Genomic DNA, 26,818 nt, shown 5'->3' on the forward strand with positions numbered 1-26,818 from the left:
GGACGCTTCGAGACAACCACCAACCGACATCTTGCCGCCGAGAAAAAACAGTAGTGAACAAAACACATCAATAACCAAAAGTCACCGCAAAACTAAAATAACTTAAGAATTCTTATTTCATCCAACTCTAAGCAAAAACAAAGGAATTTGCCATTGATCCAACCCCAAATTGATGCCATAACAAAATCAGCATGATTAAACGAATGAACTTGCTCAAGTACTGGCAAGCAGCTTTCAATCCCAGCGAATTTGAACACTGGATGGATCAAAAAATTTCATTCTTTGGCATAAAATCGAGGGGAAATAGCATCCTTGCCGATGATTCAGACAATTATATTCGTGGCGGAGGAAGAAATGACCAGCTGATCGCAGGCAAAGGAATAGATTTTGTCGACGGACGTGGAGGAGACGATGTCCTCGTGGGGGACAGACTACCCAATCAAAATGATTACAACGCAGATGGATCAATCTTCGCATCACTCTCATTCAACAAGGATGAATCAGATATCTTGATCGCAGGAAAGGGCGAAGATATTCTGATCAATCAGTTTGGATCTGACTACTTCTCGGGAGACAAAGGAAACGATCGGATCATCAGCCTGAGCGACTCAGGCATTCCAACAGGAAACAATATTCCAATTCTAGACAATGATTCAACAGAGAATCAACTTTCACAACTAGATTTCTCAACCAATAATATCAATCCCAATGGCCTGGCAGCAGATGACACCCTCATCGGAGGAAAGGACGCTGATCGCTTTGAATTTCATCTACTCATTAATGCACGCAAAGAAATTGTCGACAAATACACTGATGTTGAGACAGGAATTATCAACTGGGGAATGAACGGGGTTGCGGGTGAGAACGACAACTACCATGACCATTGGGTCGAAGGAATCGGAAATGACATAATCCTAGATTTCAATTCAAAAGAAGGGGACAAAATTCTTGTATCCGGCCATACAGTCCAGGCAATTTTGCTGGAAAACAACGAAACCCTCAACGAAGCTTTAGTCGGGGTTTATAGCGACCAAGGTGCAGACGGTAGGCGCGGGAATGGCGCTCATGATTTGGATGTACTTGGAACCATTAAAGTCTTTTACAAAGGAAGTTTTAATTTTGATTCCGACGTCGACATCCAGCAAAAAGACTATGGAGCCTATGGCGTTGATAGCAACATCGCTGCAGAAATTGAATCCAATGACGACGTCTTGCTGGCGAGCACAACTGCAAGAATTACCGGAAACGCTAGTGACAATGATTTAGCAGGCGATTCGGGTGAGAATCGCATCGACGGTCTTTCCGGCGACGACAAGATTGTTGGATACGACGGAAACGACAAACTTTTTGGAAGCTCCGGAGCGGATCACCTCCTTGGCGATAGAGAATCCAGGCAAAGTGATTTTCATGAAAAAGGTTACTTTATTGCTGACAAGCAAATGTCTTATGACGACAAACTCATTGGAGGCTCAGAAGATGACTTGCTTGTCGACCAGTATGGGGCGGATCGCTACAGCGGAGACGCTGGAAATGATCGACTTGTCAGTTTAAGTGATAGCAGTGTTCCTAATGACAACAAGTCGCTACCAGCAGGTGTGAATGACGGCAGCGACATCGATAAGTTAGTTTTCGCAAATGAATATTTAAATCCTGTGGGGATTTCTGCTAATGATGTTCTGACAGGTGGAGAGGGAGCAGATACTTTTGAATGGCGTTTATTAATCAATGCATCGAAAGAGATCGTCGACAGAAACACAAATACTTCGACGGGTGTGATCAATTGGGGAATGAATGGGGTCGCAGGCGAAAACGATAAGTATCACGACCATTGGGTTGACGGCATTGGAATTGACACAATCACCGACTTCAGCGGAAATGGTGGTGAGAATGATCACATCCTCATCCAGGGACACACGGTACAAGCACTCCTACTCTCAAGCAGTGACAATTCTGCTTTGATTGGTGTTTACAGTGATCAAGGCGCCGACGGCGAACGTGGGAATGGAGCACATGACTTTGATGTTTTAGGAGTCATCAGAGTCAATCACGATGGAAACTTCTCAATCAAAGAAGACTTATCAGTCAATGGTGCAGATTTTGGTGCTTACGGACCTGGTTCTGGCCTAGATGATTTATGGGCCTGAATCTATCTATTTCCAATGACAATCTAGCCATTAATCCAAATAGTCAAGAAAGAGTGTTCTCCTCAACCAGAAGAATTATTTTCACGAGCCAATCATACATCGCTTAGATCGATGGAACCGGCTAGGGATGCTTGCCCTTGCCATTGACATCTGGTGTTGGTATCAACCGTATGATCAAAAGATGCTCTGAAAGGACTTTTCACCAATACTCGACCTTGAATCCAAGGTTGATCAGTACAGTCAACCGAAAGCATTGAAATCACTAGCTTTCTGAGACGTCTATTTTTAACTCATGAATTCGCCAGGGCTCGGGTCCAATGTTGCGTTGACGCTGGCGAGCCATTCCGGCCTGCCAGCCAGACGCCCTGTCGGGCACGGCTGACTGCCACGTAGACAAGCTGCCTGCGCAGATCAAGATCCTGGGGCCAGAACACATCGTCGGCGACGAACACCTCCCCGAAACTGCTGCCCTGGCTGCGATGGACAGTGAGCACAGCCGCAGGTCCAAGCGATGCGAACGCATCACGCACCAGGAAGTACCGGCGCCAGAGCGGACGTCCCCCCTGTTTTCCAGCCTCTCGGGCCTGTATTCGCAAGTGCTGAAGAAGGGCATCCAACTGCTGCCTTGCCGGAGTGCCGACAGGCGGTTGCAAGCGCAGGTTGAGCTCGAGCTCCCCGCTACGCACCCGTGCAGTAAGGGTCTCAATCACAGGTGCACCAAGGCCAGCAAGCGAAAGCTGAGCGTCGTCGGACAGGCCGAACTCCGCCAGGTCACAGCGTTCAGGAGCGACATCCTCCACCACGAGTTCACGATTAGAGCCCAGCACCAGATCGGGCTCTTCACCGGTCTCGCCACCATCGCGTGAAGCCGGGGCCATCACCGCCGTGCGCGTGATCAGCACCTCGCCAGGCAAAACAGCCATCTGATCGGCCATGTCGCCATGAATCGCCCGGCGGGCGTGGGGGACCAGCACCTCAAGCCTGCGGTTGGTGTAGCAAAGAATTCTTGCCGCGTCGGGGTTATCGCAGGCTGCGGCCTGTCGTAAAGACTCCTGAGCGCGACTTAGCCAATCGGAGCGGTTCATCACCCCCACCTGCCCCAGATCCGTGCACACCGGAGCCAAAAGCGGTGGCACTTCACAGGGCAGTCGGCCATCACGCAGACAACTGGCCAACTGCAGCACAGGTCCCTGATGACGAACCACTTGCCGTAGGCAGGCATTCACGGCCCGCGTCATCGCAAACACAGGGCTTTCGCGCTCTCCCACCGGCGGCAGCTGTGCCGGATCCCCAACGAACACCAGCCTGGTGCTGAAGGTGTGCGCGCACTGCAGCGCGATGGACAACAACGAGCTATCCACCATGGAGGCTTCATCAATCAGCACCAGACCGAGATGCTCAAGAGCTGCTGCCGTCTGCTCTGTGGATTCACACAACTCGCGGTCTCCCTGTCGCTTGAGCTTGAGACGCAACAGGCGGTGGATTGTGGATGGATACCAAGTGGGGTGCAGACCCTCAAGCGCCAGAGCTTGCCTTAGAACGCCCACGGCCTTATGGGTTGGAGCCACGACGGTCCAGCAAAGCCCACTGGCCTCCACCTGCTGGAGGAGGCGCATCGAAAGAAACGTCTTGCCGCTGCCGGCAAAGCCGCTCAACACGAAAGGCACCGTTGCATCGGCTTGATGCATCCAGTCAGCGAAGGCATCAGCGGCCTGCTGCTGATCACTGGTGAGAACCAGAGCGGAATGGGCGGACGTGCTCACCCGAATGCGTGGGAGAGAACCTGGATGAGATGAAGTGGCGAGCCCACAAACACCAGACCTGGCAGGGCGATCGCTGGGCCAAGAAGGCTTCCGACCAGCACTTCAAGCCTGGAATGACCCAGGCTTTCCTTGAGCGCTTGCTCAGGTTCTGGATCCCAAAGACCGTTTGGCAAAGCATTCACTCTCTCGGCAGTGAACCCCGCTGCCCGACGGACACCACTGGCGTCATACATCACCACAAAGGCCACCGTGGACGCCAAAGCAAAAACGGGGGAGTCAAATCCATTGAGCCAACCGACCGCAGCCGCCGTACCGGTCACCAGAGCCGAATGGCTCGAAGGCATGCCGCCCGTTTCAATCAGCACCTCAGGCCGCCAGCGGCGTTGGATGACCAATTCGATGAATAACTTGGAAAGCTGTGCCAATCCGCAGGCAGCGAGGCCCCAGGCCAGGGGGCCGTTGTCAAGAAGCTGAAGCGGCGCGCTCAACGAGGCAAACAGCATGGTCAACGGTCTCGGCTCGCGACGTAGTCAGCGAGAGCCAGAAGCGGCTGAGCTTTGGATGTCCACGGCTCGAGAGCCGACTTGGCCTGAGCAACCAACTCAAGAGCGCGAGCCCGCGAAGGCTCCAGACCAAGAAGTTTCGGATAAGTGGTTTTATCGGCAATCAGATCTTTTCCTGCTGTTTTACCGAGGACTTCACTGCTGGCCGTGACATCAAGGATGTCGTCCACGATCTGGAAAGCGAGACCGATGCCGTTGGCGTAAGTACGCATCGCTTCGACCTGATTCGCATCGGCACCTCCGATCAGAGCGCCTGTAACGACACAGGCCCGGAGCAGAGCTGCGGTCTTGTGGAGATGAATGTATTCAAGTGTTTCCAGATCAACCTCGCGACCCTCACTTTCCAGATCGACCACCTGGCCTCCCACCAACCCCGGAGCTCCAGACACGAGTGCGAGCTCAGCCACCACTTTCAGCAACCTCTCGGGGGGAACCCCTGGACTACGAAGTGACACCATTTCGAAGGCTCTGCTGAGCAAAGCATCACCGGCGAGAATGGCCATGGCATCGCCATAGACCTTGTGATTGGTGGGGCGGCCACGACGCAAATCATCGTTGTCCATTGCCGGTAGATCGTCATGGATCAGCGACATGGTGTGGATCATTTCCAAGGCCACTGCCGTCGGCATTGCCAGGGAGGCATCACCGCCCACAAGCTCACAGGCTGCGAGGCAAAGAATCGGTCTGAGCCGCTTGCCTCCGGCCAGGAGGGAGTAGCGCATCGACTCGCGAAGGGACTCAGGTCGCTCAGGACCTAAAGCTGCATCAAGGGCTCCCTCCACGAGGTTGCGCGTCTTGGCCAAATAGGCACTGAAGTCAAAATCAGCCTGATTTTCACCCGACGGCATGAGACCTTCAGGACTTCTCGCCGTGGCGGTCATGAAAAACATGATGCTGGCGAGATTCTGTCAGGCCGCAGGCCCCTGAGCACGATCACGGAATCAGGTCGTCGAGATCATGACCGATCTGGTGACGCCGGCTCCAGGCCAGCACTGTATTCACAAGAAGCATGGTGACGGTCATCGGACCGACGCCGCCTGGCACGGGGGAAAGGGCTGCGACCAAGGGCTCCAGCGCGGCAGCGTTCACATCACCGCACAACCCACCCTCGGGCCTTCGGTGAATGCCCACATCCACAACCACGGCACCGGGAGCGACATGCTCAGCCCCGATCATTTCCGGACGTCCCGCTGCGACGACCAGAATGTCGGCCTGACGGGTCAGAGCAGGAAGATCGCTGGTGCGGGAGTGCGCCACCGTGACCGTTGCGTTGGCAGCCTGAAGCATCAGGGCCATCGGCTGGCCTACAAGGATGCTGCGTCCCACCACAACAGCCCGTTTACCGGAGGGATCAATTCCCTGGCTGCGCAACATGGCCATCACGCCTGCTGGCGTGCAACTGCGGGGGCCTGGTTCCCCTTTCAACAGCCGTCCAAGGTTGAGTGTGTGCAGGCCGTCAGCATCCTTTTCAGGATCGATCGCTGCCAGGAGAGGAGTTTCATCAAGCCCTGCCGGAAGGGGCAGCTGCAACAAAATTCCATCCACCCGCTCATCAGCATTGAGCTCGCTGATGGCATCCAGAACGGTATCCGGTTCTGAAGATGCAGGCAGGTGGGCTCCAAAGCTCTCAACCCCCACCCTGGCGCAGGCTTTCTCCTTGTTGGCGACATACACCGCGCTAGCCGGATCATCACCCACCCGCAGGACCGCGAGACCCGGCGGGCGTCCTGCCTGAGCGCTACCGCGACGAATCTGATTGGCCAGTCGCTCTTCTAGCTCCTTGGCCAGAGCTTTTCCATCCAGTCTGAGGGCCATCGCCGACCGATGCACGTGAAACCAGCATGCCGCTCTATCAGAGCTAGCGTTTCCATTGAAAGCATCCAGCCATCTTGCGTTCGCATCCCCTAGCAAGGTTCTGGAGATCCTGGCTTAGGAGTGAATCTCCAAGGCGGCCGGTGCTGCGTTGGAATCGGCTGCAACGCAGTGTGCTTCTGGCGCTATGCCTGCTCGTAGCCCTTGCATCGAGCTGGCCATGGCTGGTAGAGCCGGACATTCGACCAGGTCTGACAGCGCCATTCGACGCGGTGGCACCGAAGGATGCACGGGTGGTCGACAGTGAAGCGCTGAAGCAACGGAGATCCAGCCTGGTGCCCAGCACCCTGGTTCAGGTCATCGACGTTCAGCAGGATCAGCAGCTGCGGATGCGCCTCGAGCGCCATCTTGGAGAGCTGGAACGGGTCGCCAGTAGTGACGATGCAGATCGAATCGGTCCAGTGAATCTCAGCGGCGAAGAACAGGACTGGCTCGAGGAGCGTTCACCAGAGGAACGCCTGAGCTGGGACATGGATCTGCGCCGGGCGCTGGAACGCATGCTCAGCCAAGGATTGGTCAACAACCTGGCCGAAGAGCAGCTGCGTCAGGCCTCATCCCTGCAGCTGTATGAACTGGGGACCGCCAATACTCCATCAAGAACCCTCGGCGCCAAGGTCCTCACCACCACCTTGCAGGGTGCCAGCAATCTCAAAACCGACCCGCAGCGCAGCCAAAGACTGATCGAGAAACTGATCACTCAGCAGGGCATCCCAGTCATCGAGGTGAGCCGAGGTGACCTGATCACACAGAAGGGAGAACCCATTAGTTCCCAGGCTTACGACGTTCTCGATTTCTTCGGCCTTGTGAACCGGAGACCCAAACTCGGAATCTGGGTGATCCGGTTTACAGAATCTTTGGCCGGATGTGGAATTCTCCTCCTTGTGATGCGCCGAGAGAGGCCTTGCCTTGAAGCACCCCATGGACTGCTGGCCCTGGGGTTGCTGCTGATCTCCCAGGCCTGCAAAGTTTGGTTTGGTGCAGCCGTGAGCCCTCTGGCTGTGATCGTTCCACCCACACTGCTGCTAGCGCAGGGCCTCGGAACCAGCAGCGCCCTGGCATGGATGGCAGTCGCCAGCCTGCTCTGGCCAACACCGGTGACAGGCCTTGGTGAGGGGCGCCTGCTGATCGCTGCGGCCACAGCCACCGTGGTCGCCCTTCAAGCGGGCAGGCTCAGAAGTCGTGCCCAGCTTCTGCAACTAGCGGTGCTCTTGCCGCTCGGGGCGCTGGTTCTTGAGCTGCTTCTCCTCAACAGGAGTGCCGAATCCTCGGTGGATCAGGACTGGACCCGATTGCTTCCCAACTCGGGAGATCTGACATCCGAAGCCTTGTTGCTGGGACTCCTGATGATGCTGGCAATCCTGGTCATCCCCCTGCTCGAAAGTTCCTTTGGTCTTCTGACCCGAGCGAGGCTGATGGAGCTGGCAGACCAGGAACGTCCACTGCTTCGCAGGCTCTCCTCAGAGGCCCCGGGCACTTTCGAGCACACCCTGATGATCTGCAGCCTGGCCGAAGAGGGAGCGCGTGCGATCGGTGCCGATGTGGATCTGATCAGAACAGGGTCGCTGTATCACGACGTTGGCAAACTCCATGCTCCGAATTGGTTTATCGAGAACCAAACCACCGATCACAACCCTCACACTGAATTGAATGATCCGCTTGCGAGCGCTGGCGTATTGCAGGCCCATGTGGATGAGGGCCTGAAACTGGCCAGACGCCACCGCTTGCCCAGACCGATTGCCGACTTCATTCCAGAGCATCAAGGAACCTTGCGGATGGGGTATTTCCTGCACCAGGCACGGCTGAAAGATCCCCTGATTTCAGAAGATCGCTTCCGCTATCACGGCCCTACCCCTCGCTCCAAGGAAACGGGAATCATGATGGTCGCCGATGGCTGTGAGGCAGCGCTTCGCTCCTTGCCCCCCGACACAAGTGAGAAGGAAGCCCGAGCCACGGTGAAACGCATCGTTGAAGCTCGCCTCAGCGATGGACAGTTGAATCAGAGCAGCCTCAGCCGCGCAGAGCTTGAGCTCGTGATGAAGGCCTTTGTAAAAGTGTGGCGGCGAATGCGCCATCGGCGTATCCCTTATCCCATCCCGGCCAAGCGCAGATTCAGTGCTTAAGCGTTGAACCATGCAGGCCAAGGAGCGCGCACTCGCACCTGGCCACTGGGATCATCAGGATCAGGGAAACGCAAGGCCATCGCCCTGAGCCGCAGCCCCACGGCGCATCCTGGGTTGTAAATCGGGTCCCCAATGATGGGATGGTGCAGGGCTGCCAGATGGGCGCGCAGCTGATGGGAACGGCCCGTCCTCGGGCAGAGCCAGAGTCGTGTGCTGCTCTCCATCAACTTCAAACGACGCCAGAGCGTGACGCACGCTTTTCCACCTGGATGAACGCCGTAAGTGGGCGGCTGACGCTTCAGACGCGCCAGAGGGAGACCAATCAGTCCGCTGACATTTTTCATCTGGCCCTGAACATCAGCGACGTATAGCTTTCTGACCCTTCGAGATGCAAAGAACATCCCCAACAACCGAAGCATGTCCGGATCCTTCGCCAGAAGCACAAGTCCTGAAGTGTCGCGATCAAGGCGATGAACCAGGCGTAGCGCGGGACACGCAAGCTGAAGGCGGCTGATCAGGGAATCCTGCTGATGACTACCCAAACCAGGCTGGCAAAGCAGTCCTGCCGGTTTGTCCACCACCATCAAACGTGGATGATCAAGAACGAGGGGCAGCCCAGCCACCTGGCGGTCTGCCGCGAGCACTGGCCTACAAGCGACCACCGCGCCGATGGGCTGGACGACACCAGTAGATAAGGGCCAACACGTTCACAAGCCCAAGCAACACCGACGCGAGACCAAGGGGTCGGGCCCCAGGGCCAAGCACCACTCGCACGATCCCGTAAGGCAAGGCACCACCAAGGGCCAGCGACAGAGCAACGATGGTGAGGATCACTCCCCAGCGCCGCTGTGCCAGCAGTCCGGCCGATGCCACGATGCCCACGATCGCCGCAGGCCACGCCAGCGAAAAGGCCATGGTGATGTTGGTGATTTCAAGGCCTGTGGATTGATCAGGCTGAAAGGCCCCCCAACCGATCACGGGTAAGGCCAGGAGATTGGCCAGCAACCCAATCCAGGTCATCAACCAGTACCCGCGCAGCCTTGGCCCCATGGAGTCAGCGTGCAAACTTGCTCACCGTAAGGGGCCGGGGCCGCCGCTCTCTTCATCGTCGGCGTGCAAGACGGATTCCAGGTTGCTGAGCAGCATCGCAACGGCTTCATCACGATCCATGGCCTCCATGGCAACACGTTTGATCCAGTCGTGACAGAGCGCTTCGATCTGATCAAACAAAGGCCCTGTGGCCTGCAACGCAGCACTCACGCGCTGGGACGCCTCATGATCAATCTCTAGATGGTCCAGCACCCGATAACACTGACCGTCCTCTCCGAGATAAGTCAGGTGACCCGCTTCATCCAGTTTTGGTGCGGTGATGGGAGTGACTGAGGAATCGTCCATGGTTGCTTCAGCCTCAAGGAGTTTCAGGGGAAATCGCTGGGGGAGCCGACACGGAGCCCCGGGGCAGACGATCGGCGCAGAAATTGCGAAACAGTGCTTCAACCTCCTGTGGAGGTAGGACTTGCACCAAACGCGCCTCGATCTCTTCACGCTGCTGCGACTGGTGATAGAGACGAAGTTCCTGAAACGTTGTTCTGGAACGGGCCTCGATGGCCTCCAGCGCGTCGTTGATCTGATGGTCAGCCAAAAGGGCACCGCCTTGGCAGTGCTGCATCACGTGCGCTGACTCATGGGCGAGCACCACCCAGATCTGCTTGGGGTCGTTTTCGAGATTGTTGGAACAGAGAAGAAGGGCGTTGCGCTCAGCGTGAAACGCTCCCAGGAGAGAAGGCGGACAATCTTTGGCCACCATTGTGTCGGTGCCGGAACGCCGGATCAAAGAGGCATAGCGACCGATGCGATCCCAGCTCTCAGCGCGCACTGGCCCGGACACCAGAGAAGACAGTGACGACACCGCCAGCATCACCACAACAGACCGAACAAACCCGAACGCCATTCCCCAGTCCCACACCTCCTCTCATTAGAGACAGAAGAGACGCTGACCAGCCGAAGGTGCGGTTCTTCTACTGATTCAGCCGCTGAACGCTGTCAACCTTGTCCCGAAAGGACTGCTCGCGATCAATACGCGTATTCACCCGCAACGTGGCATGAATCCTTGGAACCCCGTCCTCGTGCAACCGCTCATGACAAGCCTTGACACAGGCAAAGACAGCGTCCCATTCGCCCTCAATCGCTGTTCCATCGGGCCCAAGCTGATGCTCAAGCCCCGAGGCCTTAATCACCTCCTGGCAAGCCCAGACATAGGGCGCAAGGGATACGCCTACGCCCAGCGGCACGAGGCAGAGGTCAACACTGACGCGCATCCATCGGTCCAGTCATGTCCTGTCATGGTTAGTCAGGAGCTCAGACAGACGCAAGTCCATCCATCCAGCGAAACTTGAACAAGCTGGGGCGGCATGGCCGGCGAGAACCCCAGTACCGAGGAGCTCCTTAGGGGGCTCCTGTTTTTTTCTTCAGATCACCATGCCCGAGAAGACAGGCACTGGGGTAGCCAAGAGTTCGCCACTCGCCACAGCCTGTCTGAACTTCGAGGCCAATTCCCTGCTCGAAAGCTGAACGGGAGCGTCCTTGCCCTTCACACCAACGACTGGCGGCCGCCTCCGCAGCTGCAATCGATTCATAAGGCGCATCAAGCACTGGATGGGGGCTCCCATCCAGTGACACCAATCGATAGAGGGTGTGCTTGGCATTTGACACTATTCCACTTCCGCAACTGTCACCAGTGTTCCATGCTTCGTAAGGGTGCGCCATCCCGGAAGCCGAATCCATTTAACCCATCGCCATGACGAGCCACCGCCTCACCAATGCCTACGAGGCCCTACTGAGCTGTGCCCCAGCCCCCCTCTTCCGCAAGGCCAGAGACCTTTACCTCAAGAAATACGCCCTTGATGGCCGAAAAAGTGATAGCCCCTTACGCCTGTTTGTGGCCAGCGAAAGCCTGAACGAGACCATCACCCCAGATCCAGATGCACCACCCCATGGACGCATTGCCCGCCTCGAAGCCATGACCGATGAACTGGCTTTGGTCCACTGGCAACGCCCTGAACCCGCTGAGCACAACGCTGTGGAGCGCTACCTGCGCGACACCTGGGACCTAAGCGATAGCCCACTTGCTCCCTGCGAAGCCCCTTGGTTCCGAGATAGCGGTCACCAGCAACGGCTGACACTTCCCAAAGCTCTCATCTGGATCCGGGAAGCGCGTTACCAGGACGTCGAACAATCTTTGAACAATGAAAACCCATAAAAAGCTGAAAGCCCAGGAATGACCATGGGCTCCTAGCTATGCCGGAATCAAGTCTCAGTGGATCAAAGATGAGAACACATCTCCCAGAACGCTACGTCCTGCGCCACAGGGGCAGCGGCCAGTACCTGCGTGTCAATGACCAAAACCAGCAGATCGAGGCGATCGAAAGCCCCGAATCCGCTTGGAATTTCCACAGTCATGAAGGAGCCATCACCCACGCCCTCTGGATTGGCGAAGTGCATGGACAGACCCCTGATGTGGTGAAGATGCGCTGAAGAGCCGACAGACTCAGAGCTCGTCTTCGACCTCAGCCTTGATCGTGCAGTCAGCCATGGGATAGCTCACGCAGAGCAGGGCATAGCCATTACCCATCTGCTCATCATCCAGGAAGCTTTGGTCCGACTGATCAACGCTTCCGCTCAGTACTTTGCCGGCGCAGGTGCTGCAGGCACCAGCACGGCAAGAGTATGGAAGGTCCACACCCTGCTCTTCAGCAGCATCAAGGATGTACTGATCGTCTGCGCAAGAGAAACTTTTCCCCCCTTCAAGGGTGATGGTGAAGGATGCCATGGGATTTCATTCGATCAGCTCCTTCGTAGTGATCAATGGCAGAGGCAGCATCACTGCGTGCGTGATCCCTGACGAATCAACGCTCAACGCTGACCGACAAGATCTTCCCAGGTGAGGAACTGACAACGATCCACTTGATCGTTGGATGAACTCTGCTGATCGTTTGAAGTCAACACGTCCTCGTCGAAGCACTCAACACTCTGATCCGGGCGATAGACACCTGACCACTCTTTCCAGAACGACATCTCAAGCTTTGATCTTGAGACCAGCATTGAGTCTTTGTAGCAAAACATCAGTGTCCAGGGCTACCTCAGAAGGTGCACGGGGGCACAGTGTCAACCCTGGATGAAATGCCGGAGTCGCCTTGAGTCTTCTGCCATTCTGCGTTGCAGCTCAGCCGAAGGGGCGTCAGCTTCTTCCCGGGCCTGTGCTGAAAGAACATCCTCGGCAGTGATCTTGAATCCGTGCCCACGAGCGAGCTCAATGAGTGCCTCGACCGACAGGGGTTCGGCCAGGCTTGCCGCCAAAGCCGCATCGGTTTGGCGTTGACGTAGGAAGGCATCGAGATCCTGAAGCGACATTCGGTCCTGATGTCGAAGTTCACCATTCCATCACTGCACCTTGCTAAGACTCCGTCAATGCGGTTCAGAAGCATGTCGATCAAACGCCTGCCCTCGGTTCTTCTCGGAGCGGCTGGCTCTCTGTTGATTCTGGATTCAGGCTCGATGGCGAAGGCTTCCTGCGCGTTTCTGCCTCCAGTAGGAGGCGACGGGAGTAGCAACATCGTCAAGAAGCGCGTTGGCAAGGGAAAACTTCTCGGAAAAACAAACTGGAACACCGATTTCGCCGTGAACAGGCCTTACGGGAGTTACAAGCTCTTCTTCACTGCCGATTCGACAGCGACGGGGACCTATCCGGTTGAAGCCTTTCTGAAGTTCACGGACGGGAGCAATCTCCGCGTGGTGAAGGAATCACTGACTCCTCCGATCGGCGAAGGTCGCATGTTTGGACCGTTCACTGTTCCCCAAGGCAAACAACTGAAGCAGGTGAATTTCAAGATCGGCGCGGGCAGCGACCCGAACTCCACAGGGTTCAGTTACAGGATTTCCGTTCAAGGCTGCAACTAGAGACTCCTCAACAAGGATGCGTGAGCGACTCCTGCTGCTGATTCCAGTTGCTGGCTTCACCTGTTTGCTGGTGTTGTTCATAGTGCTTTGGCAAGCCTTGCAACACCAAAACAACAGCTTGCAAAGCCTCACAAATCGCTTGAAAGAACTCGAACAACGCGAGGAAGTGAACAGCCGGCAGCTCTTGGAGCAACAGCTTGGTGTCTTGAAGACCCGTCAACAGAAGCTGCAAACAGATATCCAAAGCCTGCAGACCTTTCAAAGCGAAAACGCAAAGCGAGAAGCACGCCTGCTTGAGTCCCTCAAGCAACGCATTCCGCTGGAATCGATACCCGAGGAGATTTCGCCTGATGAACAAGCGATTCCCAATCCCCTCACAACAGATCCATCAGCCCTTAGCCCTTGACCGCATCCCCACTGGCGGTGGGCAAAATGAAACGCTGAAGCAACACAAATAGGATCAGGACAGGAAGGATTGACACCACCGAACCAGCAGCGACGATCCGCCAGTCAAGGGAAAAGCTGCTGGCGAGCTGCTGGAGTCCGAGGGGCAGAGTGAATAGCTTGGGATCATCAAGGATGACCAGGGGCCAGAGGAAGTCACTCCATGTTCCGATGAACACAAACATGGCCAATGTGATGAGGTCGGCCCGGGCCGCTGGAATCATCACGTTCCACCATTCCCCCAACTTGCTGCAGCCATCGATGCGAGCAGCCTCCTCCAACTCCACCGGCACGCCGAGAAAACTTTGGCGCAATAGATAAAGGCCAAAAGCCGTTGCAGCCTGGGGAATCACCAGAGCAAGAAGGGTGTTTCTAAGGCCCAGCTGCACCATCAGGAGATAAAGAGGAATCATCACCACCTGAAAAGGAATGAGGATGGTGGCAACAACCAGAGCCAGAACCAGACCTCGTCCTGCAAATTGCATGCGCGCCAGGGGATAGGCCGCCAGCGAACAAAACAGAAGATTGGCCACGACGGCCACCAGGCTCACGATGGTGCTATTCAGCAGGTATTGCCCCAAAGGATTGTCCTGGAACAATCGGCCATAGGCGTCGAGGCTCGGTTGTGCCGGAAGCAACGCCGGGGGGCTGGTGAAGATGTCCTCTGCGGGTCCTTTCAGCGACGTGCTCACGAGCCAAAGCAGCGGAACCAGCACAACCAAAGCCAGCAGGATCAGCATCAGAAGCTGAAGCAGTGAGCGAAGCGTGATGCGGTCCTTCGCCGGTGCCGCTCGGATCTGGTGACGGGCCATCGGTTCAGAGGGTGGGGCTGGCATCCAAAGGCGTGGCATCCCGCTGGGGATGAAGGGCCGGGTTCAAGGAACCGGCCACCAAGCGATTCAGGGCATTCACGAAGGCCTGAGCGGCAGCCACCACCACATCAGTGTCGGCAGCATGGCCGGAAAAGAGCTGCCCGTCGCGTCGCAACCGGATCGTGACCTCACCCATGGCATCAATGCCCTCTGTGACGGACTTCACCGAAAACTCCACCAGCTCGTTCGGTTCCCCGGCCAGTGCATTGAGGGCACGGCACACGGCATCCACAGGGCCTGTACCAATCGCCGCCTCACTCTGTTCTTGACCCTCTTCATCCAGCAGGGTCACGGTGGCCGTGGGCTGCAGGTTGCTGCCGCAGCTCACCTGCACAGACGTGAGCTGATAGCGGGCGTCGGGTTGCTGAACCTGCTCGCTCACGATGGCTTCGAGATCGCGATCGGTGATATCGCGCTTGCGATCCGCCAACTCCTTGAACCGGGCGAACGCATCGTCAAGGTCTTCACGGCTGAGGTCGTAGCCGAGCTCCTCGAGACGGGCACGCACCGCACTGCGGCCGCTCAGCTTGCCGAGGGAAATCCTGTTGTCCGTGAGACCGACCGTGCGGGCATCGACGATCTCGTAGGTGAGACGGTTTTTGAGAACACCGTCTTGGTGAATGCCCGATTCATGGGCAAAGGCATTGGCACCCACGATCGCCTTGTTGGGCTGCACCACCATGCCGGTGAGATTGGAGACCAAACGCGACGTTTTCGTGATCTCCTCGGTCCTCACACCAGTCAGGGGAGTGGGTGAATCGTCCTCTCGGCCAAAGAAGGGATTGAAGTACCGGCGGCGTACGTGCAACGCCATCACCAGCTCTTCAAGGGCCGCGTTACCAGCTCTCTCGCCGATGCCATTGATGGTGCACTCCAACTGGCGGGCACCGTTTTTCACGGCCTCAAGAAAGTTGGCCACAGCCAAACCGAGATCGTTGTGGCCATGGACGGAGAGCACGGCATCAGCGATGTTGGGCACGTGCTGGTCGATGCCCGCGATCAAGGCGCCGAACTCGGCCGGCGTCGTGTAGCCAACGGTGTCAGGGATGTTGATAGTGCTAGCGCCGGCAGCGATGGCAGCTTCGATCACCTCGTAGAGGAATTCGGGATCACTTCGGCCAGCATCCTCACAGGAGAATTCCACGTCGTCGACGAGCGAGCGGGCATAGGCCACCATCTCGGGCACGATCGCCAACACCTCCTGGCGGCTCTTGCGCAATTTGTGCTCAAGGTGAATGTCGCTTGTGGCGATGAACGTGTGAATGCGGCGGCGGGGGGCTGGGGCCACCGCATCAGCGCAAGCCTTAATGTCCCCGCGGGACGCCCGGGCAAGACCGCAGATAATCGGGCCCTGCTCACCACCCACCTGCTGGGCAATCCGCTGCACGGCGGCGAAATCCCCGGGGCTGGCAAATGGGAAGCCCGCTTCGATGACATCAACGCCGAGACGTGCCAGTTGTTGGGCAATGGCCAGCTTTTCCTCGAGGTTGAGGCTGGCTCCCGGCGACTGCTCACCATCCCTGAGGGTGGTGTCGAAGATCAGAACGCGGCCTGGATCATGGGCCATGGCAACAGCCTCGACGCGATGTAGTCGGAGTGACTATGAGTTAGACCACTTTAGGGGAGTGGTCCTGGGAAAACCCATGGAAATGGCACTGATGCCGGGTACATTCATTCCACTGCACAGGGGGATGGTGGCCAACGGAGCTCTCGCGCTCGTTCTCCACGCCCACCTGCCTTACGTGCGCGGAGCTGCACCGCAGTCCCTGGAAGAGGACTGGTTCTTTCAGGCACTGATCGAGTGCTATCTGCCGCTTCTCAGCACCCTGGAATCGGCTGCTGCGGATCCGCAGCAACAGGCCCAGCTCACCATGGGGCTCTCACCCACCTTGCTGTCGCTTCTGGCCGACAGCACGTTGCGGAACCGCTTTCCTGCCTGGGTTGAAGCAAGGCTGAATCTTCTGAAGGAGGCACCCGACGATCGTCAGGAGGCTGCTGAAGACCTCCGCCTTTCGTTTGAGAAACACCTGAAGTCCTGGAAAGGCTGCGAAGGCGATCTGATCGGACGCTTCGCGGCTCTGCAGCGGCAGGGCGTTCTCGATCTCCTCACCTGCGGGGCCACCCACGGCTATCTGCCGCTGCTGCGGGAACACCCGGAAACCGTACGGGCCCAGCTGCGCACGGCTGTACGCGAACACCACCGCCTGATCGGCGAGCGACCGCTGGGAATCTGGCTGCCGGAATGCGCGTACTACGAAGGCCTGGATCGGTGGATGCGGGATGCCGGCCTGCGCTACGCGGTACTTGATGGCCATGGATTGCTCCATGCTGAGCCCCGTCCGCGCTACGGGGTCTATGCCCCGATTGTGAGTCAACGGGGCGTGGCATTTTTCGGACGCGACAGCGATGCCACCCTGCCGGTGTGGTCCGCCAGGGACGGCTACCCCGGAGATCCCCTGTATCGGGAATTCCACCGGGATCTGGGATGGGATCTGCCGGCAGAACAGATCGAGGCTCATGGCCTTCCTTCAGGACGTCCACTGGGGCTCAAGTTGCATCGGGTCAGCAGTCAAAGCAGAGGGCTCGACGGCAAATGCCCCTATGAGCCGGAGAAAGCACGCAACCGAACGCGTGAGCATGCCAAGCACTTTCTGCAGGGTCGGCGCGAACAGCTCGACCGGTTGCAGGCGGGCATGACCACCGAGCCTCTCCTGGTGGCACCTTTTGATGCCGAGCTATTCGGACACTGGTGGTTTGAAGGTCCTGACTTTCTGCAGGAGCTCTTCCGCCAGGGGCCTGCAGAGGGTGTGCGCTTCACAAGCCTGCGCGGGATCCTGGCGACCAGCCCGAACCTACAGCTGTGTGCACCGTGCCCATCCAGCTGGGGCCGAGGAGGGTTTCACGACTACTGGCTCAATGAAACCAATGCCTGGATCATCCCTGAGTGGAGCCGTGCCGGGCGGGCCATGGTTGAGCGTTGCAGCCGCGGCGTGGGCAGTGAGGCCGATCTGCGCCTGCTCCACCAGGCGGGCCGCGAGCTGCTGCTGGCGCAGTCATCCGACTGGAGCTTCATCCTGCGGGCCGGCACCACCACCGAACTCGCCAAAGAAAGGATCGAGCGCCACCTCGAGCGCTTCTGGCGGTTGATGGCCGCGATTGACCGACGTGAGGACCTGCCTGAGCAATGGCTGGATGATGTTGAAGCTGAAGATGCCCTCTTCCCTCTGATTCAGCCGGCCGACTGGGTGAACATCGGCGACTGAGCAGAAGGGAAGCCCAACACCAAGCCTCGCCGCAGCTCCCACGGGGAAAGGGCAAACAAGCGGAGCATCACCGCCATCAGCCTCGGCAAGGGCAGGGTGTTGGTGAGGAAGCCAAACCACTCCTCCTGAGGAAGCGAAAAGAAGGTGGCGAAATGGGTGCGCAGCAAGGCTTCGTTGAACCCCATCAACCGCCCAAGCCCGAACTGATAGAGCTGATGGCGCAACACCAGTTCGGTGGGCCAAAGCGCTTGCCAGCCACGCCGGGCCAATGCCTCTGATCCCAGGGCTGGATTCGCCAGCGCCACCGCCAGCGCCTGGGCCAGATCCGGCCCACGCCGCAGCAACGCCCCCACCATGTAGCCCGAAGCAGGATGCACCATGCTCGCCGCACCACCGAAAGCCAACACCGACTGGCTTCGATCGGGCAGGGGCAGGTTCATCGGAAACAAGCAGAACTCTTCATGGATCACCTCGGTGATCTGAACGCCGCGCAGAGCAAGCCGTTGCTGCAGCCGTTGCTTGAGCACGTCGTAGGGAACCCCCGGTGCGAACGCCAGCGAGGTCTCCTCCACGAAGAACAGCCCATCGCCGAGATCCATGGCATAGAGAAAGGTTGGCGGTTCCTGGCGCTGCGCCGCGCTGAGGTGATCGCAGCGGTAATCCATCAGCACAAACCGGCCCGCCTCGATCGGTGCCTTGGAGAAACGGCCCACCACGCCGTAGGCGGCTTGTCCGGCCACTGGCCCCTGATCGGGCCGCCGGATGTGCGGTGTGCGCGAGCCAGAGGCATCGATCACCAGGCGCGCCCGCAAGGTTTCGCCGGATGCACAGGTCACTGTGGTGATCGCAGACCCAGCCTGCACCCTTTCCGCGCGGCCCTGATGCCAGCGCACCCCCTCAGCCCGACCCAACCAGTAGCGCTGCAAAGCGGCCCGATCAAACAGGCCGTAGTCGATTCCATGGACTTGGCTGTGATCTTGCGCCGTTGATCCGCCTGCACCGAAGTAGCTGACCGTGTCGCTCCAGCGATGCTCCAGCAGGTGATCGAGCCCGACCGCTTTCAATTCATTAGCCCAGATGCCGTAGGTATTCGGCCAGGGCGCATCGACGGGATCAGGGGCGACACCAGCAACAGTCACGCCCCGTTGGTTCAGTTCCGAGGAGATGCAGAGAGCGGCAGGACCGCCCCCCAACACCAAAACATCCACCCGATCGGCCAAGGTCAGCTGTCCTGGGGTTCTGCGCTGACGGCCGTCTCAGCAGTCACCTCCTCGCCTTCACCTTCAGTCGCATCATCTGACTCAGCTTCAGGCGGCACCATCACCACCTCTGAAAGGCGATCGCCCTTATCCAAACGCTGCAGGCGCACACCCGTGGCCGCCCGTGACTGCTGAGGAATGGCATCTGCGCTGGTGCGCACAATCACGCCCTTTTCGCTGACCAGCAACACTTCTTCGCCGGCGCCGAGCACGCGCAGACCCACTAGGGCATCAGCGTCGGTGCGGAACTTCATCGCCCGCAGGCCCATGCCCGCCCGCTTCTGCAGACGGAACTGGGTGACCGGCACGCGCTTACCCAGACCGGAGGCTGAGGCCACCAGCACCCAGGGGCCATCGCTAGCCGCGCCGGCCTCGTCATCGTCTGAGTCGTCATCGCCGCTCTGGGCCACCCGATCGGCCAGCTCCACGGGCAACACATCCATGCTCACCAAGGCATCACCGTCGCGCAGATTCATGGACCGCACACCACGAGCCGTGCGTCCGAGAGGCCGGAGCTCATCATCACTGAGGCGGAAGTGAATGGTCATGCCGGCCCGCGAACCGATCAGCACGCTGTCGCCTGACACCGCAAGACGCACCCAAGTGAGGGCATCTCCCTCCTCCAGTCCGATCGCGATCAAACCGTTGGAGCGGATATTGCTGAAGGCCGACAGGCGCGTGCGCTTGATGAAGCCTCCCTGGGTGAGCATCAGCAGATCCGTGTCGTCGTTGAACTCAGACACCGCCAGCAGCGAGGTGATCATCTCCTCGCGCGGAATGGGCAGCAACTGCACAACCGGCGTCCCCTTGGCGGTGCGGCTGCATTGAGGCACCCGATACGCCGGCAGGGCGTAGGACACTCCCCGATCACTGAACAGCAGCAGGGTGTCGTGGTCGTTGCAGCCGATGAACAACTTCACGGCCTCCTCTCCCTGGCTACGCGTGCCGGCCTTGCCGCGGGTGCCACGACTGGTGGCTTCGAACTCGCTCACCGGCATGCGCTTGAGGTAACCGGTTTCGGTGAGCAGCACCACGGAGCGCTCATTGGCGATCAGGTCGATGTCATCCAGACCGCCCCCGAGATCGAGAATTTCAGTACGCCGGGGAATGGCATGGCGGTCGCGCAACTGAGCCAGCTCGTCCTGAATGATTCCGAACACCCGCTCGCGCCGGCCAAGGATGTCCTTGTAATCAGCAATCTTGGTAACTAGGTCCTCATGCTCCAGCCGGATCTTGTCCGCCTCCAAGGCGGTAAGGCGCCGCAGCTGCATCTGCAGAATCGCGTCCGCCTGCACCTCAGACAAGCCATGGCGCTCCTGTAATTGAACGCGTGCCGTGGCCGTATCGGGAGCAGCCCGGATCAAGGCAATGATCGGGTCGAGCTGATCAAGGGCCAGCAGCAAGCCCAGCAGGATGTGGTCGCGCTCCTCGGCCTTGCGCAGGAGATAACGGGTGCGCCGTTCGATGGTCTCGACCCGGAAGTCGAGGAACACCTCGAGCATCTTGCGCAAGGTGAGCAGGATTGGTTCGCCGTTCACCAGCGCCAGCATGTGCGCGCTGAAATTGCTCTGCAGTGGGGTGAGTTTGTAGAGGTTGTTCAGCACCACCTGGGGATAGGCATCCCTGCGCAGCTCCACAACGATGCGCATGCCATCGCGGTCGCTCTCATCGCGGATATCCGAGATTCCCTCAAGCTTTTTATCGTTCACCATCTCGGCGATGCGCTCAATCATCGCCGCCTTGTTGGTCTGGTAAGGCAGCGCTGTGATGATCACAGCATCACGGTCGGGGCGACCAGGAACCTCAAGGGTCTCGATCGCTGCCACACCGCGCATCGTCACGGACCCCCGCCCGCTCAGATAGGTCTCCTTGATGCCTGTACGTCCAAGGATCTGCCCCCCCGTCGGAAAGTCCGGCCCGGGGATCAGAGCCATCAACTCCTGATCACTGAGTTCGGGGTTCTCGATCAGTGCGAGCAAGCCGGCGATTAACTCCCCCAGGTTGTGAGGAGGGATGTTGGTGGCCATCCCCACAGCGATGCCGGCAGACCCATTCAGCAACAGCTGAGGTATCCGCGACGGCAACACCGTGGGCTCTTGCTGAGAGCCATCGAAGTTGTCGACGTAATCGACCGTCTCCGCCTCGATGTCTTCCAGCAGGCTGTCGGTGGTGAGTGCCTTCAGCCGCGATTCCGTGTAACGCATGGCCGCCGGCGGATCGTTGTCCACCGACCCGAAATTGCCATGGCCGTCGATCAGGGGCATCGACATGGAGAAGTCCTGGGCCATCCGCACCAGGGCGTCGTAGACGGCGGTGTCGCCGTGGGGGTGGTACTTACCGAGCACCTCACCCACCACACGCGCACACTTTCGATAGGGCCGATCACTGGTGAGGCCAAGCTCGTACATCGCATAGAGAATGCGCCGATGCACGGGTTTGAGACCATCGCGAGCATCGGGCAAAGCCCTGCCCACGATCACGCTCATCGCGTACTCGAGGTACGAGCGCGACATCTCGTTGCGCAGATCCGTCTGGATGATCCGATCGTCCGAATCTCCGGGACCACCACCACTGGGCCCCAATGGATCCGCCATAGAAGACCTAAACGCCGTTAACCAGCTTATCGCGCACGAGGCTTACAACAACAAAGCCTGTTTTCGTTTCTTCGAGGGTGGGAATCGATCTGAGATCCGGCCGTAAAATGATGCGCCTTCAGGTTTTGCAGTCGATGTCGTCTGACTCATCCTCCGAATCGAAGACCCCTCAGATCGACATCACCGCAGCAGAGAGCGAGGTGCAGAACGAGACTGCACCACAAGCCTCTGAGCCCGTGCAAACTGCAGCATCAGAAGCTGCGGTGACGGAGCAGCCTGAAGAAACAAAGCGAGCACCGGAGCCGCTCACTCCCTCGATCGTCGAGAGAGTGAGCGTTCCTGAAACGCCTTCCCTCAGCGACGCCGACGATGAAGGTGGTGAATGGGAAGTCCTCAGCACCAAAGTCAAGGAATGGATCGAAGATCGCGACCTTGCTGATCAACTACAGCGCCTGCGTCAGCCACTACTGATTGCGGCTGGACTGGTTCTATTCATTCTCGTTTTAAGAATTTATGGTGGGATCTTGGCAGCCATTGCCACCGTGCCACTTGCGCCCAGGATTTTCGAACTGATCGGCGTCATTTACGCCACTTGGTTCGCGACAACACGCTTAGTCCTCAGCGAGGAGAGGCGCAAAATCAGCGCAGGGCTCGGCGATCTGTGGAGGACCGTCCGCGGCGGCAAGCCCGAACAAAGCTCTTAGCGCTTGCACGGTCGATTGGTAGCTTGTTCACACTCTGTGATGACCGTGGTGGACATTCAGCTCGGACGCTCCAAGGCTGTACGTCGGGCCTATGGCATCGACGAAATCGCCCTGGTTCCGGGCGGTCGGACCGTAGATCCCGAGGTGACCGATACCCGATGGATCCTTGGCGGCATCGAACGGGAGATCCCGATCATCGCCAGCGCAATGGACGGCGTGGTTGATGTGGAGATGGCTGTCCAGTTATCCAAATTGGGTGCCCTCGGCGTCCTCAATCTCGAGGGTGTTCAGACCCGTTATGAGGATCCCAACGATGCGCTCGACCGCATCGCGTCCGTTGGGAAAGAGTCCTTCGTGCCTCTCATGCAGGAGCTGTACAGCAAACCTGTACAAGAGCATCTAATCCGCAAACGCATCCAAGACATCAAGGCCAACGGTGGCATCGCCGCCGTCAGCGGCACTCCTGTTGCCGCCATGCGCTTCGGCAAGGCCATCGCTGAAGCAGGGGCCGACCTGTTTTTTGTTCAAGCCACCGTCGTATCGACCCAGCACATCGGCCCACAAGGACAAGACACCCTCGACCTTGAGGTCCTCTGCCGGGACATGGGAGTCCCCGTCGTGATCGGCAACTGCGTCACTTATGACGTGGCCCTGCAACTGATGCGCGCAGGCGCCGCCGGCGTGATGGTGGGAATTGGCCCTGGCGCAGCCTGCACATCGCGCGGGGTTCTTGGTGTCGGCATCCCCCAGGCGACCGCTGTGGCCGACTGCGCCGCCGCCCGAGCCGACTACGAACGGGAAAGTGGTCGGTACGTTCCGATCATTGCCGATGGCGGCATCGTCACCGGCGGCGACATCTGCAAATGCATCGCCTGTGGCGCCGATGCCGTGATGATTGGCTCACCGATCGCTCGTGCTGAGGAAGCACCCGGGAGAGGTTTCCACTGGGGCATGGCGACTCCGAGCCCAGTCCTTCCCCGCGGTACCCGCATCAACGTGGGCAGTACCGGCAGCCTGGAGCGGATCCTGCGGGGTCCTGCAAAACTTGACGATGGCACTCACAACTTGCTGGGGTGCCTCAAAACCTCGATGGGAACGCTCGGAGCTCAAACCATCCGCGACATGCAACAAGTGGAGGTGGTCATTGCCCCCTCCCTCCTGACGGAAGGCAAGGTTTACCAAAAAGCCCAGCAACTCGGCATGGGCAAATAGTCACAAGTCTCCAAACGAGTCGCAAGACGAGCACGCGAGACACGCGGTACTCTCATGGTGTGCGGGCGTATGCCCACACACTCCTCACACCCCCCGGCCCGACGCGTTCGGGCTTTCTGTCTTGTTCAGTCATCCATCACAGTTCAAGAGCTGAGTGATGACAATGAACGGCAACCAAGAAAACGGTTGCTAAATTTCGCCCATCTCGATTGCCACGGAATGTCCAGCGCTGCCGCTGTTACCGACGCCTCATTTGAACAGGACGTCCTGCAAAGCGACGTTCCCGTGCTGGTGGATTTCTGGGCTCCCTGGTGTGGCCCTTGCCGGATGGTGGCTCCCATCGTTGACGAAATCTCCAAAGAATTCGAAGGCAAGATCAAGGTGTTCAAGCTGAACACCGACGAAAATCCCAACGTGGCCAGTCAATTCGGGATTCGAAGCATTCCAACCCTGATGGTGTTCAAAGGGGGCCAAAAAGTGGACACGGTTGTGGGAGCCGTTCCCAAGGCAACCCTGTCTGGCACGATTGCAAAATATCTCTGAGTCCCCCACTGGCTTTAACAACAGTCGGTTTGATCGATTACGGGATGGGGAACCTCCATTCCGTGAAAACTTGCTTCGCGCGCCTGGGACAAGCGATCACCCCCGTTAGTTCACCGAAGGATCTTCAGCGTTGCGATGCCTTGATCCTTCCAGGAGTCGGCGCGTTTGATCCGGCGATGGAACGACTCCGCCACACAGGATTGGTTCCCCACTTAGCCGAGTGGGGCCGTCTTGATCGTCCACTCCTTGGTATTTGCCTCGGCCTTCAGCTTCTTTTCGAAAGCAGTGAAGAGGGAGACTCTCGAGGTCTTGGTCTGTTCAAGGGCAGCGTCAGACGCTTACCAAGCGGTCAGGGTGAACGCATCCCCCACATGGGCTGGGCGAAATTAGAACGCTGCAATCCCAACCCCCTTTTGCCTGCAGGCGAACAATCGCCCTGGGTGTACTTCGTGCATTCATTCGCAGCCCATCCAGTCGATGAGACAGACCTCGCTGCCAATGTCGGTTTCGGCAACGACGTTGCCACGGCCATGGTCTGGCATGGACGCGTCGGAGCCTGTCAGTTTCACCCTGAGAAATCAGGACAAGCAGGAGCTGTTCTGTTGACGCACTGGCTCTCATGGCTCCATGCAGGGGCACCATTGCCCGCGTGAGCAGCGCCCAGTTACGAATGATCGGCGGCCGTCGTCTTCGCAGTCCACAAGGACAAGGAACTCGACCAACCACCGCGAGGGTGAGAGAAGCACTTATGAATGTTCTCGCCGGCGTGATGGATGATGCGCACTGGCTGGATCTCTTCAGCGGCAGCGGAGTCATGGGCTGCGAGGCGATTCAGCGGGGAGCAGCAAGGGTATGGGCCGTCGAAAATAATGCTCGGGTAGCAGCCATATGCCGACAGAACCTCGAACTCGTAGCTGCGTCAACGGATGAACCAGTCGAGATCCGTGTTATTCGAAAAGATCTGATTGCATGGCTCGACGCTGGTCGTCCCGAAGCTGTGAAACCGTTCACCCTCGTTTATGTCGATCCACCCTATGCATCAGGAGACCACTACAAAAAGACCCTCGAACGTTTGTTGAAGAGGAACTGGATAACAGCCGATGGGCTGGTGATCTGCGAGTACGCCAGTGAACTCGGACTCGAATCGCCATCGAATTGGGCCGAAATGGACCGTCGACGCTATGGAACGAGTTCGCTTCTGTTTCTCAGCCCCCGAGAGCACTGCCGCGGCGGTACTGGTTCCAAGCCGCCACAAACAGACCCAGAAGGGTGACCGGAATCAGCCCCAAAACAATGCCGCAGAGAAGGGGTTCGATCATCTGGTCGCGCCCGGTTGATTGATTAAGCACAATTGTTCCATGCAACTCTTGCCTCTGTGACGGCTCCGTCATCAACTGCTGCATCACCTGACCGCAAACGTGGTCTTGTTTCAGCACTCATCGCTGTTGCAGGCGCCACTGCTCTCGTCATGCTGATCTGGCTGTTCGGGGTGAATCGACTTGACCCTTACAGCAGAGCGACACTGTCACTAAGCGGAGATGTTCAACATGGAGGCCAACTGTTCCGCATCAACTGCGCTGGCTGTCATGGCATCGCAGGCCAGGGCTTAGTGGGACCCAGTCTTCAAGGGGTCGCCGGGAAGCGATCGGATCGTTCGATCATTCATCAGATTGTCAGTGGAGAGACCCCACCGATGCCTCGCTTCGAGATCGAACCCCAGGGCATGGCCGATCTGCTCAGCTACCTCAAGACAGTCACTTAGAGATCTTGGGTCTTGCCGTTGTCTTGGTTGAGCCCGCTGGCCCTCTCAACGTGGGCAGTGTGGCCCGGTTATGCGCCAATTTCGGAATCGACGATCTACGGCTTGTCGCCCCGCGCTGCAGGATTTCAGATGAAGAAGCCGTGCGTATGGCCGTGCACGGTCAAACGGTGCTTCGAAAAGCAAAGACCTTCGAGACTCTTCTCGAGGCCATTGGCGACTGCCAGCGCGTCGTGGCCAGCTGCGGACGCATCGACCATGGTCACATTCCCTTGCAGACATCTGACCAGGCCATGCCTTGGGTCGAAGAAGGCCTGAGGTCTGGCGCTCAGGTGGCATTGGTGTTTGGCCGCGAAGATCGAGGACTGAGTAATGAGGAGTTGCTGCTCAGCCAACGCGTGGTGCGGCTTCAGACAGACGATCAATATCCATCACTGAACCTGTCCCATGCAGTGGCGGTCGTGCTGCATGATCTCCAGCGCTGCAAGCTTCTGATTCGATCAGATCATCCTTGCCCGCAACTGGAACCCGAGGCGGCCGCACAGCCGCAGCTTGATGACTGCATGCAGGATGCACAGGAGCTTCTGTTGGAAGCAGGATTTCTGCTGCCTCACACGGCAAAAGCCCGCATGGCAAAGATTCGCAGCCTGCTGCAAAGGGCCCGCATCCGCCCACAGGAGTTGGCCATGCTGCGCGGCATGGTGCGTCAACTGCGCTGGGCGATCCGTTGCCACCGCCCGTAATCTCTGG

Annotated in this window: 30 protein-coding genes and 1 pseudogene; 14 read left to right on the forward strand and 17 right to left on the reverse strand. The window is 58.2% G+C overall.

The window, feature by feature from the left end:
• The first annotated feature begins 203 nt into the window (after positions 1–203).
• On the forward strand, positions 204–2,144 hold the full coding sequence (locus WH7805_RS04190) for a calcium-binding protein (RefSeq protein ID WP_198005729.1): 1,941 nt from the start codon (positions 204–206) through the stop codon (positions 2,142–2,144).
• Positions 2,145–2,434: 290 nt separating this feature from the next.
• Here WH7805_RS04190 and WH7805_RS04195 read toward each other — a convergent pair whose 3' ends face one another.
• The 4 genes from WH7805_RS04195 to folD are packed head-to-tail and all read right to left on the reverse strand — an operon-like array spanning position 2,435 to position 6,285.
• Entirely contained in the window at positions 2,435–3,907 is a 1,473-nt protein-coding gene (locus WH7805_RS04195; RefSeq protein WP_006041742.1) for an AAA family ATPase, read from the reverse strand.
• Positions 3,904–4,410, reverse strand: a complete 507-nt coding sequence (locus tag WH7805_RS04200; protein WP_038004392.1) for a divergent PAP2 family protein — start codon at positions 4,408–4,410, stop codon at positions 3,904–3,906. Before WH7805_RS04200 ends, WH7805_RS04195 begins: the two co-directional genes overlap by 4 nt.
• A 2-nt stretch (positions 4,411–4,412) precedes the next feature.
• A complete protein-coding gene (gene crtE / locus WH7805_RS04205) occupies positions 4,413–5,351 on the reverse strand; it encodes a geranylgeranyl diphosphate synthase CrtE (protein ID WP_050752010.1) in 939 nt (312 codons plus the stop codon).
• A 52-nt stretch (positions 5,352–5,403) separates the two neighbouring features.
• Positions 5,404–6,285: a bifunctional methylenetetrahydrofolate dehydrogenase/methenyltetrahydrofolate cyclohydrolase FolD gene (gene folD / locus WH7805_RS04210; RefSeq protein WP_006041745.1), complete on the reverse strand. Its 882-nt coding sequence runs from the start codon at positions 6,283–6,285 to the stop codon at positions 5,404–5,406.
• Between the two features lie 71 nt (positions 6,286–6,356).
• Here folD and WH7805_RS04215 point away from each other — a divergent pair, with 71 nt between their 5' ends.
• On the forward strand, positions 6,357–8,462 hold the full coding sequence (locus WH7805_RS04215; protein ID WP_038004394.1) for an HDIG domain-containing metalloprotein: 2,106 nt from the start codon (positions 6,357–6,359) through the stop codon (positions 8,460–8,462).
• Here WH7805_RS04215 and WH7805_RS04220 read toward each other — a convergent pair.
• The 6 genes from WH7805_RS04220 to WH7805_RS04245 form a co-directional block, all read right to left on the reverse strand.
• On the reverse strand, positions 8,459–9,046 hold the full coding sequence (locus WH7805_RS04220) for an RluA family pseudouridine synthase (RefSeq protein ID WP_198005764.1): 588 nt from the start codon (positions 9,044–9,046) through the stop codon (positions 8,459–8,461). The two genes, WH7805_RS04215 and WH7805_RS04220, sit on opposite strands and share 4 nt — an antisense overlap.
• A gap of 64 nt (positions 9,047–9,110) precedes the next feature.
• Positions 9,111–9,512, reverse strand: a complete 402-nt coding sequence (locus WH7805_RS04225) for a hypothetical protein (RefSeq protein WP_038004396.1) — start codon at positions 9,510–9,512, stop codon at positions 9,111–9,113.
• Positions 9,513–9,533: 21 nt separating this feature from the next.
• Complete coding sequence (locus WH7805_RS04230) at positions 9,534–9,857, reverse strand: hypothetical protein (protein ID WP_006041749.1); 324 nt, start codon at positions 9,855–9,857, stop codon at positions 9,534–9,536.
• A gap of 13 nt (positions 9,858–9,870) precedes the next feature.
• Positions 9,871–10,413: a hypothetical protein gene (locus WH7805_RS04235; RefSeq protein WP_006041750.1), complete on the reverse strand. Its 543-nt coding sequence runs from the start codon at positions 10,411–10,413 to the stop codon at positions 9,871–9,873.
• A gap of 67 nt (positions 10,414–10,480) precedes the next feature.
• On the reverse strand, positions 10,481–10,780 hold the full coding sequence (locus tag WH7805_RS04240; RefSeq protein ID WP_006041751.1) for an MTH1187 family thiamine-binding protein: 300 nt from the start codon (positions 10,778–10,780) through the stop codon (positions 10,481–10,483).
• Positions 10,781–10,907: 127 nt separating this feature from the next.
• On the reverse strand, positions 10,908–11,246 hold the full coding sequence (locus WH7805_RS04245) for a hypothetical protein (protein ID WP_369775998.1): 339 nt from the start codon (positions 11,244–11,246) through the stop codon (positions 10,908–10,910).
• Positions 11,247–11,259: 13 nt separating this feature from the next.
• On the opposite strand from WH7805_RS04245, the gene WH7805_RS04250 reads away from it, so the two are divergent.
• Both WH7805_RS04250 and WH7805_RS04255 read left to right on the forward strand, forming a co-directional pair.
• Positions 11,260–11,721 (forward strand): hypothetical protein, encoded by a 462-nt coding sequence (locus tag WH7805_RS04250; RefSeq protein WP_006041753.1) that lies wholly within the window; start codon positions 11,260–11,262, stop codon positions 11,719–11,721.
• A 68-nt stretch (positions 11,722–11,789) separates the two neighbouring features.
• Positions 11,790–11,996: a hypothetical protein gene (locus tag WH7805_RS04255; RefSeq protein ID WP_038005013.1), complete on the forward strand. Its 207-nt coding sequence runs from the start codon at positions 11,790–11,792 to the stop codon at positions 11,994–11,996.
• Positions 11,997–12,009: 13 nt separating this feature from the next.
• Here the strand turns inward: WH7805_RS04255 and WH7805_RS04260 are convergent, their stop codons facing one another.
• A complete protein-coding gene (locus WH7805_RS04260; protein ID WP_006041755.1) occupies positions 12,010–12,291 on the reverse strand; it encodes a 2Fe-2S iron-sulfur cluster-binding protein in 282 nt (93 codons plus the stop codon).
• Positions 12,292–12,626: 335 nt separating this feature from the next.
• The gene (locus tag WH7805_RS04270) at positions 12,627–12,872 is read right to left on the reverse strand and encodes a Nif11-like leader peptide family natural product precursor (protein ID WP_006041757.1); all 246 of its coding nucleotides are present in this window, start codon (positions 12,870–12,872) and stop codon (positions 12,627–12,629) included.
• Positions 12,873–12,944: 72 nt separating this feature from the next.
• Here WH7805_RS04270 and WH7805_RS04275 point away from each other — a divergent pair, with 72 nt between their 5' ends.
• Both WH7805_RS04275 and WH7805_RS04280 read left to right on the forward strand, forming a co-directional pair.
• Positions 12,945–13,418 (forward strand): hypothetical protein, encoded by a 474-nt coding sequence (locus WH7805_RS04275; RefSeq protein ID WP_038005015.1) that lies wholly within the window; start codon positions 12,945–12,947, stop codon positions 13,416–13,418.
• Between the two features lie 16 nt (positions 13,419–13,434).
• Entirely contained in the window at positions 13,435–13,824 is a 390-nt protein-coding gene (locus WH7805_RS04280; RefSeq protein WP_006041759.1) for a hypothetical protein, read from the forward strand.
• Here the strand turns inward: WH7805_RS04280 and WH7805_RS04285 are convergent.
• Both WH7805_RS04285 and WH7805_RS04290 read right to left on the reverse strand, forming a co-directional pair.
• Entirely contained in the window at positions 13,814–14,674 is an 861-nt protein-coding gene (locus WH7805_RS04285; RefSeq protein ID WP_050752011.1) for a carbohydrate ABC transporter permease, read from the reverse strand. The two genes, WH7805_RS04280 and WH7805_RS04285, sit on opposite strands and share 11 nt — an antisense overlap.
• A 4-nt stretch (positions 14,675–14,678) precedes the next feature.
• Positions 14,679–16,301 carry a 2-isopropylmalate synthase gene (locus WH7805_RS04290; protein ID WP_006041761.1) on the reverse strand — a complete coding sequence of 541 codons (1,623 nt, stop codon included), beginning with the start codon at positions 16,299–16,301 and terminating at the stop codon, positions 14,679–14,681.
• 124 nt (positions 16,302–16,425) lie between these two features.
• Here WH7805_RS04290 and WH7805_RS04295 point away from each other — a divergent pair, with 124 nt between their 5' ends.
• The gene (locus WH7805_RS04295) at positions 16,426–17,997 is read left to right on the forward strand and encodes a glycoside hydrolase family 57 protein (RefSeq protein WP_006041762.1); all 1,572 of its coding nucleotides are present in this window, start codon (positions 16,426–16,428) and stop codon (positions 17,995–17,997) included.
• On the opposite strand, the gene crtL is transcribed toward WH7805_RS04295, so the two are convergent.
• Entirely contained in the window at positions 17,964–19,217 is a 1,254-nt protein-coding gene (gene crtL, locus WH7805_RS04300; RefSeq protein WP_006041763.1) for a lycopene beta cyclase, read from the reverse strand. The two genes, WH7805_RS04295 and crtL, sit on opposite strands and share 34 nt — an antisense overlap.
• A gap of 2 nt (positions 19,218–19,219) precedes the next feature.
• A complete protein-coding gene (gene gyrA / locus WH7805_RS04305; RefSeq protein ID WP_006041764.1) occupies positions 19,220–21,850 on the reverse strand; it encodes a DNA gyrase subunit A in 2,631 nt (876 codons plus the stop codon).
• Positions 21,851–21,957: 107 nt separating this feature from the next.
• On the opposite strand from gyrA, the gene WH7805_RS04310 reads away from it, so the two are divergent.
• The 5 genes and pseudogenes from WH7805_RS04310 to rsmD all read left to right on the forward strand — a co-directional run.
• Positions 21,958–22,554: a CAAD domain-containing protein gene (locus WH7805_RS04310; RefSeq protein ID WP_006041765.1), complete on the forward strand. Its 597-nt coding sequence runs from the start codon at positions 21,958–21,960 to the stop codon at positions 22,552–22,554.
• A gap of 48 nt (positions 22,555–22,602) precedes the next feature.
• Positions 22,603–23,766, forward strand: coding sequence for a GuaB3 family IMP dehydrogenase-related protein (locus WH7805_RS04315; protein WP_006041766.1), 1,164 nt, complete (start codon positions 22,603–22,605; stop codon positions 23,764–23,766).
• Between the two features lie 219 nt (positions 23,767–23,985).
• Positions 23,986–24,309: a thioredoxin gene (gene trxA / locus WH7805_RS04320; RefSeq protein ID WP_006041767.1), complete on the forward strand. Its 324-nt coding sequence runs from the start codon at positions 23,986–23,988 to the stop codon at positions 24,307–24,309.
• Positions 24,310–24,317: 8 nt separating this feature from the next.
• Positions 24,318–24,962 carry an imidazole glycerol phosphate synthase subunit HisH gene (gene hisH, locus WH7805_RS04325; RefSeq protein WP_038004399.1) on the forward strand — a complete coding sequence of 215 codons (645 nt, stop codon included), beginning with the start codon at positions 24,318–24,320 and terminating at the stop codon, positions 24,960–24,962.
• A 17-nt stretch (positions 24,963–24,979) separates the two neighbouring features.
• Positions 24,980–25,504: pseudogene (gene rsmD, locus WH7805_RS04330) on the forward strand (16S rRNA (guanine(966)-N(2))-methyltransferase RsmD); the annotation flags it as partial.
• A gap of 10 nt (positions 25,505–25,514) precedes the next feature.
• On the opposite strand, the gene petG reads toward rsmD, so the two are convergent.
• Positions 25,515–25,628, reverse strand: a complete 114-nt coding sequence (gene petG, locus WH7805_RS14915) for a cytochrome b6-f complex subunit V (RefSeq protein WP_006041770.1) — start codon at positions 25,626–25,628, stop codon at positions 25,515–25,517.
• Between the two features lie 32 nt (positions 25,629–25,660).
• On the opposite strand from petG, the gene WH7805_RS04335 reads away from it, so the two are divergent.
• On the forward strand, positions 25,661–26,071 hold the full coding sequence (locus WH7805_RS04335; protein ID WP_006041771.1) for a c-type cytochrome: 411 nt from the start codon (positions 25,661–25,663) through the stop codon (positions 26,069–26,071).
• Positions 26,072–26,076: 5 nt separating this feature from the next.
• Positions 26,077–26,811: an RNA methyltransferase gene (locus WH7805_RS04340; protein WP_006041772.1), complete on the forward strand. Its 735-nt coding sequence runs from the start codon at positions 26,077–26,079 to the stop codon at positions 26,809–26,811.
• The last annotated feature ends 7 nt before the right edge of the window (positions 26,812–26,818 follow it).

This window comes from Synechococcus sp. WH 7805 (assembly GCF_000153285.1).
GTDB lineage: Bacteria > Cyanobacteriota > Cyanobacteriia > PCC-6307 > Cyanobiaceae > Synechococcus_C.